Raw genomic sequence first — 7,662 nt, 5'->3', positions numbered from 1 at the left:
GGACTCCGGCGTCCTGGTGTTCTTCGGCGCCCCGCCCTCGCGACGGCTCGCCTTCACCATCGGCAACCCCTGAGCCGTAGGTCCTCAGGACACGGCCTGGTGTCAGGCGTCCACACTGTCCTTCGCGGAGCCGGAGCCGTCGGTTCCGGGACCGTCGGTCCCGGTCCCGGTCCCGTCGGAGTCACCGTCGCCGGTGCCGGCTGCCGCGGCCTCGGCGGCCTCGCGCTGCGCCTGCTTCTTCGAGGCGATGAGGCTGGTGATCGTGGTGATGACCAGCACACCGCCGATGACGGAGAGCGAGAACGGGATGGAGATCTCGGGGACGCTGACGCCGCTCTCGTGCAGTGCGTGCAGCACCAGCTTCACACCGATGAAGCCGAGGATCACCGACAGGCCGTAGCTGAGGTGGACCAGCTTCTTCAGCAGGCCGCCGATCAGGAAGTACAGCTGACGCAGACCCATCAGGGCGAAGGCGTTGGCGGTGAAGACGATGTACGGGTCCTGGGTCAGACCGAAGATCGCGGGGATCGAGTCCAGGGCGAACAGGATGTCCGTGGTACCGATGGCGAGCATGACCACCATCAGCGGGGTCAGGATGCGCTTGCCGTTCTTCACGATGAAGAGCTTGGTGCCGTGGTACTGGTCGGCCACGCCGAACCGCTTCTCGACGGACTTGAGGAGCTTGTTCTCCTCCCAGTCCTCCTCGTCCTCGTCGGCGCGCGCCTCCTGGATGAGCTTCCACGCGGTGTAGATCAGGAACGCGCCGAAGATGTAGAAGACCCAGGAGAAACTGGCGATGATCGCGGCACCGGCGGCGATGAAGATCGCACGCAGGACCAGGGCGATCAGCACACCGATCAGCAGCACCCGCTGCTGGAGGTGGGAGGGCACCGAGAACTTCGCCATGATCAGGACGAAGACGAAGAGATTGTCGACGCTGAGCGACTTCTCGGTGATGAATCCGGCGAAGAACTCACCGGACGCCTGGCCGCTGCCCCAGATCGCGAGGCCGATGCCGAAGAGCACCGCCAGCACGATCCAGACGATCGTCCAGATTCCGGCTTCCTTGATCGACACATCATGGGGCTTGCGCCCGATGAAGAAGTCGACCGCGATCAGGGCTGACAGACCGAGAATGGTCAACAACCACAAAGTAAACGAGATGTCCACTGCGCCTCCGGCGTCGTACGGCTACTTGATCAGCGTCGTCGCTGCCGGAGGTCTCCTCCACCCGGGTGGCCTCGCCACACTCGGGCCGGCGCCCCGGGACCTGAGGGTCCGTACTGACGGGCACGCCGCAGTCGGGAGTACTCCCCTCCGCTTCAGAGCGAGCGTACAGGAGTACCAAAGCACGGGTAAAGCACTTGGTAAAGAAAGTTCAAAATGGCTGGTCAGCGGTCCCATGACCGACGCGCTTCGGCCACCTGACCCAGCACTTGGCGCAGAACCGCACTGCCCGGTGGAACCACCGGCGGCTGGTATGTCCAGGAATGCCGTACCCAGGGATCCGCCAAATGGTCGTCCGGGACCGGAGTGATCCGCAGCAGGGACCGCCAGAGCGGATCCAGTACGGGACCGTACGCACGCGCGTCCTCACGGTCGGCCACCATCAGCAGATGGACCCCGACCTGGGGGCCCTCGTCGGCCAGATACCGCAGCTGGGTGACGGCCCGGTCGTCGAAGCCGTGCGGGAAGTCGTTGACGATCAGCAGCTGCTCGGAGGTGTCGAGGTCGGGCGGAAGCGCGTCGGGGGCACCGCCGCGTACCGCCATGGTGACCAGATCCACCCGCTGGGTCAGCCGGGCGAGGGTGGCGGCGACCCCCTGGGCCCCGGTGGCCGGCGGCGCCGCCAGCACCCCCGACTCGACCAGCGGTGCCAGCGACGGGGCGCCGGTCCCCGCCGGGTCGATCACCTGCACGGCGAAGTCACCGGGGGGATGGACCGCCACCAGCCGCGCCGCGTGGGAGACCGCGCAGTCCAGGGCCAGCTTCCGCAGCCGGGCCTCGTCCAGCACGAGGGCCGTATCGGATCCGGACCTGCCGCTGTCCACCCACAGCCCCCGTTCCAGCGGCAGCCGGATCAGGAACGGGATCCGCAGCTCCGGGCTCTCGGGGAGCTGGAGGTCCCCCAGCCGGACCGCCATCGGGTTCTCCATCGGCACCCGGTAGGCGTGCCAGACGGGGTTGTCCCAGCGGGCGTACGCGGGCGGCAGGGCGGGCTCGACCACATCGGACTCGGCGGAGAGCTGGGCCAGGTCGCGGTCGAGGGACTGCCGGGCCCGGTCCGTCAGCTGCTCGCACTTGGCCCGGGCCGCGTCGCGGGCGGCGTCACCGGCGCCGCCGATCCGGCTGCGCGGATCGGAGAGGGCCTGGTCCAGCTCCTGGTCGAGACGGGACTCGGCGAACTCGACGGCGCTGCGATAAGCGGCGACGGTACGGGCCAGGTCCTCGAACATGCCCCAGATCTGGTTGTAGAGCCGCTCCTCCATGGACCAGCCGGTGGCGTCCCCGGCGACGGGCAGGGCGGCGTCCCCGGGGGCCGCGGCCGGTGCGGCGGGCGGCGGGGACGGCGGCGCCGGGCCGCGGCGCGGATGCGCGTAGTCGATCCGGCCGCCCGGGACGGTGGGGGCACCGGTCCCCGAGTCCCGCGGGACATCGGCGGGGCCGGACGGTACGGCGGGGGCGCCGGGGACCGTGGCGTCGCCGCTCGCGGCCGCGGGGGCCGCCGGTGGCCGGAGCGGGTGGGTGCCGGGCCCGGCGACCGCCCCGGGGCCGTGCGGGGCGTCGGCGGGGCCGGGCGGGGAAGCCGGGCCGAGCGGCGGGGCGCCGTCGGTCGCGGTCCGGGGGCGCAGCCGGGCGGGCTCGGCCCGCTGCGCCGGGCGGCCGACCGCCCCGGCGATCTCGGCGGCCCGCTCACGTGCGCCGTCGAGTCCGTGGTCGGCGAGGAGCTGGGCGAGACCGCCCGCATAGCCCTGGCCGACGGCCCGGACCTTCCACGCGCCCTGGCGGCGGTAGAGCTCCAGGGCGACCACCGCGGTCTCGGCGTCGAGGCCGGTCACGGTGAAGCCGGCGATCTCGGTACCGTCCCGGCGGCCGACGACGGTGAGGAAGGGCGCCGCGGTGGCCCCGAAGTGGGCCGGGCCCCCGGCGCCCTCGGGGAGGGAGATCAGCAGATGCACCCGGTGGACGGCGTCAGGTACGGCTCCGAGGTCGACGCCGAAGCGGGGGGTCGTGGTGGGCTCGGCGGGTACGTCGAGCCCGGGCAGCGGTCGCCGTGCTCCGGGGTGCGCGAGCCAGGCGTCGCGTACGGTACCGCCCTCGTCGGCGCCGACGGCACAGGCCACCACGGGGTGACCGGCGGAGACCCGCACCTCCAGCAGGGTCTCGGGCAGCGGATGGTTCTGCCCTCGGACCAGCTCGGCCGTCATCGCCTCGTCCCCTCGGTTCTGCTGTCGTCGGGCGGGTGCCGCGCGGTGACAGCGAGTGCGCCGCGCGGTGCCCGCGGATGGCAAGCGGTACAGCCCCCGGCCGTCCGCTGCCGGGAGCTGTGGTGTCCGTCGTGGTCCGGTGCCGGACGTCTACGGCTGACGCCTACAAATGACGTCTACAGGTGACGTCAACGGGTGACGTCTAAAGGCGACGTCTACAGGTGCGGAAGGATCGCGGGCATCAGATCCTGGAACGTCCGGCCGTTGGCCGGGTTCCCGAGGGCCGTCATCTTCCAGCCGTCGCCGACGCGGTGCACCTTCGCCATGATCTGCGCGGTGTAGTTGCCGCCGCCGTCCAGCGTGTAGCGGGCCATCTCCTCGCCGTTGGTCTCGTCGACGATCCGGCAGAAGGCGTTCTTCACCTCCTGGAACGTCTGACCGGTGAAGGAGTTCACCGTGAAGACGATCTGGTCGATGTGGACCGGGACCCGGGCCAGGTCGACGAGGACGGCCTCGTCGTCGCCGCCCGAGCCGGCGCCGCCGACCAGGTTGTCACCGGTGTGCCGGACGGAGCCGTCGTCGCTGACGAGGTGGCGGAAGAACACCACGTCCACGGGCTGCTTGTCGGCGAAGAGCACCGCCGACGCGTCCAGGTCGATCTCCTTGGTCCGCGAGCCGAACAGGCCGCGGCGGGCGGCCGCCTGCCAGCCGAGTCCCATCCGCACAGCCGTGAGGGTGGCCCCGTCCTTCTTCTGCAGGCTGATGGCCTGACCCTTGGTCATATTGACCGTCACGCGCTGTCCCCTTCTCACTGAAGTGCCGCCGCCCCCTTGAGCGGCTGCCCTGCACCCTACGCAGTCTCGTCAACCACGTGACCCGATCAACCGATTATTGTGTCGGTCTTGCAACACAGCCCGTGCGCCCGCCGTCCCGCGGGCTCACGCCACCCCCGCCTCCTTCATCTGGCGCAGCTCCTTCTTCAGCTCCCCCACCTCGTCACGGAGCCGGGCCGCCACCTCGAACTGGAGGTCGGCGGCGGCGGCGCGCATCCGGGCGGTCATCTCCTCGATGATCGCGGACAGCTCGGCGCCGGGCCGGTCGGTGACCGGCGCGGGGGTCTTCCCCCGCCCCTTGCGGCCCGTGGCGCCGTCCGGTCCCGCCCCGGCGGTCGCGGCGCTCCGCAGAGCGGGCACGGGCGCCTTGCCGCCCTTTCCGTCCTTGCCCGAGCGATAGCCCGTCCCGAGCAGCTCCTCGGTGTCGATCTCCTCGCGCGCGATGGTGGCGACGATGTCGTTGATCTTCTTGCGGAGCGGCTGGGGGTCGATGCCCTTCTCGGTGTTGTACGCGACCTGCTTCTCACGGCGGCGATTGGTCTCGTCGATGGCCTTCTCCATCGCCGGTGTGATCTTGTCCGCGTACATATGGACCTGGCCGGAGACATTGCGCGCCGCGCGGCCGATGGTCTGGATCAGGGACGTACCGGAGCGCAGGAAGCCCTCCTTGTCGGCGTCGAGGATCGCCACCAGGGACACCTCGGGCAGGTCGAGGCCCTCCCGCAGCAGGTTGATGCCGACGAGGACGTCGTACTCACCGGCGCGCAGTTCGCGCAGCAGCTCGACCCGGCGCAGGGTGTCGACGTCGCTGTGGAGATAGCGGACCTGGATGCCCATCTCCAGGAAGTAGTCCGTCAGGTCCTCGGCCATCTTCTTGGTGAGGGTCGTGACCAGCACCCGCTCGTCCCGCTCGGTACGCAGCCTGATCTCGTGGACCAGGTCGTCGATCTGGCCCTCGGTGGGCTTGATGACGACCTCGGGGTCGACGAGCCCGGTGGGGCGGATGATCTGCTCCACGAAACCGTCGGAGCGGGCGAGCTCGTACGCCCCCGGGGTGGCCGACAGATAGACCGTCTGACCGATGCGCTCGGTGAACTCCTCCCACTTCAGGGGCCGGTTGTCGAGGGCCGACGGCAGCCTGAAGCCGTGGTCCACCAGGGTCCGCTTACGGGAGGCGTCGCCCTCGTACATCGCGCCGATCTGCGGGACGGTGACATGGGACTCGTCGATGACCAGCAGGAAGTCCTCGGGGAAGTAGTCGAGGAGGGTGTTGGGCGGTGTGCCGGGCTCCCGGTCGTCGAAGTGCATGGAGTAGTTCTCGATGCCGGAGCAGGAGCCGATCTGGCGCATCATCTCGATGTCGTACGTCGTGCGCATCCGCAGCCGCTGCGCCTCCAGCAGCTTGCCCTGCTTGTCCAGCTCGGCGAGGCGCGACTCCAGCTCGGCCTCGATCCCGGTGACCGCCTTCTCCAGCCGCTCGGGTCCGGCCACGTAGTGGGTGGCGGGGAAGACATGGAGCGACCGGTGGTCGTCGATGATCTCGCCGGTGAGGGGATGGAGGGTGGAGAGGGCCTCGATCTCGTCGCCGAACATCTCGATCCGGACCGCCAGCTCCTCGTAGACCGGGAAGATCTCGATGGTGTCGCCGCGGACCCGGAACGTGCCCCGGGCGAACGCCGCGTCGTTGCGCGTGTACTGGATGTCGACGAAGCGGCGGAGCAGCTGGTCGCGGTCGATCTCCTCACCGACGCGGAGCTGCACCATCCGGTCGACGTACTCCTGCGGGGTGCCGAGGCCGTAGATGCAGGACACGGAGGCGACGACGATCACATCGCGCCGGGTGAGCAGGGAGTTCGTCGCGGAGTGGCGCAGCCGCTCGACCTCCTCGTTGATCGAGGAGTCCTTCTCGATGTAGGTGTCGGACTGCGGGACGTACGCCTCGGGCTGGTAGTAGTCGTAGTACGAGACGAAGTACTCGACGGCGTTGTTCGGCAGCAGCTCGCGGAACTCGTTGGCGAGCTGGGCGGCCAGGGTCTTGTTCGGCGCCATGACCAGGGTCGGGCGCTGGAGCTTTTCGATCATCCACGCGGTGGTGGCGGACTTGCCGGTGCCGGTGGCACCGAGCAGGACGACGTCCTTCTCCCCCGCGCGAATGCGCCGCTCCAGGTCGGCGATGGCCGTGGGCTGGTCACCACTGGGGCTGAAGGGGCTGACGACCTCGAAAGGCGCCACCGTACGTTCGATATCGGAAACGGGCCGCATGGATCCACCGTACGACCCCCCACTGACAATCGGGGCCACGGACCGGCGCGGTACGGTCACGGCGCGTGCCGCGACCGCCCGGGATCACCAGCCGTCGTACTGCTGCGAGCGCGGGCGCGGGGCGCCGTCGCCGGAGGCCCGACCCGCCTCGGGCGCTCCGCCGGGATCGCCGAACCCGTATCCGTACCCGGCTCCGGATCCGTATCCGGCCGCGGATCCCTCGCCGTAGCCGGATCCGTGCCCGTGCCCTTGCCCCGGCTCCTGTCCGTACGCGGGTCCGTGCCCGTGCCCGTGGTGGTGTCCGGCGCCCGCGGTCCCCGCGCCCGTCGTACGCCACGCGGTGTCGGCCGGGATGCCCGGCGCGGGCTCGGTGCCCGGCCGGGAGCCCTGCCACTCCCGCTCATCGCCCATCACCAGCAGCGGGTCGAACATCACCACCACACCGGCGATGAGCAGGAAGGCCAGCGGTCCGATCAGCAGGGGCAGGAGCAGGGTCGCCGCCGACTCACCGCCCCGCGCCGCGCCGGACGCGCCGTGCAGATGGACGCTGACGGCGGCCATACCCGTGTAGTGCATACCGGTCACCGCGATGCCCATCACCAGGCTCGCGCCGAGGCTGGCGAGGAAGCCGTGGATGGAGACGGCGGCCCACAGGGCGGCGGTGGCGGCGACCACGGCGATGATCACGGAGAGGCCGACGGTCACGGTGTCGTACGCCAGGGTGCCCCGGAGCCGCATCCCGGCCATCCCGAGATAGTGCATGGAGGCGACGCCGAGCCCGGTGATCGTCCCGCCGGTGACCAGGGACATGGCGGTGGCGCCGCGATAGCCGACGATGAAGATCCCGATACCGACCATGACGATCGCCACCCCGAGGCTGGCGAAGGTGATCATCGGGTCATAGGTGATCGGGGCGCCGTCGACCGAGAAACCGATCATGGCGATGAAGTGCATCGTCCAGATGCCGGAACCGATCGCCGTCGCTCCCATGGCGAGCCAGCCCGCCTTGAACGAGTGGGTGTTGCGGAGCGACCGTGTGGTGCAGCGCAGACCGAGGGCGGCACCCAGGCACGCCATCACATAGGCGGCCAGCGGTGTGACGATCCCATAGCTGAATCCGTCGATGGTTCCCTGCATGG

4 protein-coding genes and 1 pseudogene are annotated in these 7,662 nt (G+C 70.1%); all 5 read right to left on the bottom strand.

The genetic code is table 11. The features are described from left to right. Positions 1–102 precede the first annotated feature (102 nt). Positions 103–1,170: a TerC family protein gene (locus ACFXG1_RS23265; RefSeq protein WP_384719342.1), complete on the bottom strand. Its 1,068-nt coding sequence runs from the start codon at positions 1,168–1,170 to the stop codon at positions 103–105. Between the two features lie 221 nt (positions 1,171–1,391). After that, a complete protein-coding gene (locus ACFXG1_RS23260; RefSeq protein ID WP_384719340.1) occupies positions 1,392–3,428 on the bottom strand; it encodes a TerD family protein in 2,037 nt (678 codons plus the stop codon). A 215-nt stretch (positions 3,429–3,643) separates the two neighbouring features. Continuing rightward, positions 3,644–4,222, bottom strand: a complete 579-nt coding sequence (locus ACFXG1_RS23255) for a TerD family protein (RefSeq protein ID WP_384719338.1) — start codon at positions 4,220–4,222, stop codon at positions 3,644–3,646. 144 nt (positions 4,223–4,366) lie between these two features. Then, a complete protein-coding gene (uvrB, locus tag ACFXG1_RS23250; protein ID WP_384744371.1) occupies positions 4,367–6,523 on the bottom strand; it encodes an excinuclease ABC subunit UvrB in 2,157 nt (718 codons plus the stop codon). A 303-nt stretch (positions 6,524–6,826) separates the two neighbouring features. Further along, a pseudogene (locus ACFXG1_RS23245) lies at positions 6,827–7,660 on the bottom strand (MHYT domain-containing protein); the annotation flags it as partial. Positions 7,661–7,662 lie beyond the last annotated feature (2 nt).

The organism is Streptomyces sp. NPDC059248 (assembly GCF_042753905.1).
In the GTDB taxonomy this organism is placed as follows: domain Bacteria; phylum Actinomycetota; class Actinomycetes; order Streptomycetales; family Streptomycetaceae; genus Streptomyces.
The sequence above is the reverse complement of the archived record's forward strand: the minus strand, read 5'-3'. Positions and strand labels throughout refer to the sequence as shown.

Coding starts and splice junctions, on each gene's coding strand:
- ACFXG1_RS23260 (WP_384719340.1), bottom strand. CDS start 3,428: ATGACGGCCGAGCTGGTCCGAGGGCAGAACCATCCGCTGCCCGAGACC.
- uvrB (WP_384744371.1), bottom strand. CDS start 6,523: ATGCGGCCCGTTTCCGATATCGAACGTACGGTGGCGCCTTTCGAGGTC.